Below are 1,950 nucleotides of genomic sequence, written 5' to 3' on the forward strand. Positions count from 1 at the left end.
AGGATTGTCGGAGTGCGTGAGCCTTGGAGCAAGTGGAAAGCACTCGGTGGCTCGAGTGCGGTACTAGCCCCAATTCGTCAGAAATCAGGCGGCTTCGAGCCGCTGGACGATCCGTTCAACCTCCCTCCTGGCAGGGAGGTTGTTCATTAGCTTCAAGACCTGCCGGCCAGCAGGGCGCTGGAGCACGCCGGCCCGGCAGATCCACTCGAAGCGCAAGGTCCCAATCCGCTTCAGGGCGAAGATCGGGGATCGTTTCGCGGTGTGGCGGCGACGTTGAGCGGTAGTGTCGATCTGGAGGCTGACCACGAGGTTGTGCGCCATGGCGGCGAGGAGCTGCCAGGTACTGTTGGCCGCGTAGTTACGGGTCGGGATCGTGGCAAAGGCGTAACCGCTTTTCAGCTCTGACAGGACCTTTTCGTGAGCGCCCCGACCTGCCATGAACTGCCAGAGGGCCTTGATGCCGACGGTCTTGTTCGTCGCGACCGCGGAATACTCCCAGTGCCCGTCCGTTGGGTCGAACAGATCGAGCTGGTAGTTCTTGGGGCTCTGGTGCTGAACGCGCTTGCGATAGATGGCGACGCGCAGCGTTCTCGACCATGGGTGGAGCGCAAGCGTCACGTCGAAGCCGTCAACGTCCTGAGCGACGCGCCGCCATCGCTTTTGCTTACGGATCTGTGTCTGCAGATCCACCCACTGATAGAACGGGACCTTGATCGCGTACTCGGCGCGCGTGTCAAGCCAGCCGATGATGTCGCGGCGGAAGTAGGCGCCATCCATGCGGATCTCGGCGGTAGCGCCGGGCGCAACCTGGGCCAGATCACGCAAGGCGTCTCGCAAGAAGCCCATCGCCGCTTTGCCGTCGTTGACATTGCCCGCGCGATTCTGCACGCGGAGAATGTGCCCCGTTTGCGCCAGATGGGCCGTGATGGGAAAGTAGCTGGGACTCTTGCGGTGATGCGGGTTGTAGCCCCGGAACGCACGCTCAGCCGTCAGGCCTGTCGAGCACACCGTGCCGTCGATGTCCAGAGTCACTCGGGGCAGCCGCAACGGCCGGTAGCTCTGTGCCAGAAGCTCAACCTGAAAGCGCTGCAGCGCGCGGCGGACCGTCAGCGAGCACTGCCCCAGCCACCGGGAGAGCGTGCGATCCGAGGGGAGCTGCCTCAAGCCGCTGAATCGCGAGACGAGCGGGTCGCCCTGGAGGTACGCGACATGGCGGAGGCGGTGCGCCCCGAGAATGAGCATGACCAGAATCAGCTTGATCATCGAGACCGCAGCGAAGTCACCCCGCAGCAATCGAGGAGCCAGGTGGCTCTGCAGTCGCCGCGAGAAGTCGATTCGGCGGAGATAGCAGCGGAAGATCTCGATCCCACCATAGGACGTCAGTCCGCTGGCTGTGAAGGCGAGGCCCAAGTCGGCGTTGACACGACGGCGCAGATCGGCTTTTCTTCGTCTCACTGGAAGTGCCCTTTCGGCGAGGGGAGGATCTTTGGTTGGATACCTCCTTCTGCCGCGAAACGGCCTACTTCTCAAGGGAAAAGGCGACCCCTCTCACGAGAAGGTCGCCTTTTCTGTGTCCAAGTCTGACGAATTGGGGCTAGTCACGCTCGTCACCGCGCGTGCGCCGGCTTGCGGCCACGGCATTCTTGCCGAGAGCCGGCGGCGAAGGCTCTTCTCGTGGCGATGTACTTGACTGCCGCCGATTCTCATAGTATATTGCATGCTCCCCCACCTCCTGCGACCTCGTCCTGGCGAGGTTTCTCCATGTCCGCGTTCCTGCCGAATCTCCCCGCCGCCGCGGTGGATGCCCGCCTGCGTGCGGCCGTCGCCGAGCTTCGCCGCGCCGAGCAGAGCGCCGTGCTCTGGTTCGGCGAGCTGATGCGCCGGCGCCTCTACCGCGACTGCGGCTACGCCAGCATTCATGCCTACGCCGAAGCCGCGCTCGGCTTCTCC

General features: G+C 63.7%; 2 protein-coding genes. One reads left to right on the forward strand and one right to left on the reverse strand.

Annotated features, from left to right (window positions below):
* Positions 1 to 84: 84 nt before the first annotated feature.
* Complete coding sequence (locus FJ251_15940) at positions 85 to 1,530, reverse strand: IS1380 family transposase (GenBank protein MBM4119193.1); 1,446 nt, start codon at positions 1,528 to 1,530, stop codon at positions 85 to 87.
* Between the two features lie 231 nt (positions 1,531 to 1,761).
* Here FJ251_15940 and FJ251_15945 point away from each other — a divergent pair.
* Positions 1,762 to 1,950 (forward strand): hypothetical protein (locus FJ251_15945; protein ID MBM4119194.1); only part of this gene is annotated, 189 nt, incomplete at its 3' end.

Source organism: bacterium (assembly GCA_016873475.1).
In the GTDB taxonomy this organism is placed as follows: Bacteria; Krumholzibacteriota; Krumholzibacteriia; order JACNKJ01; family JACNKJ01; genus VGXI01.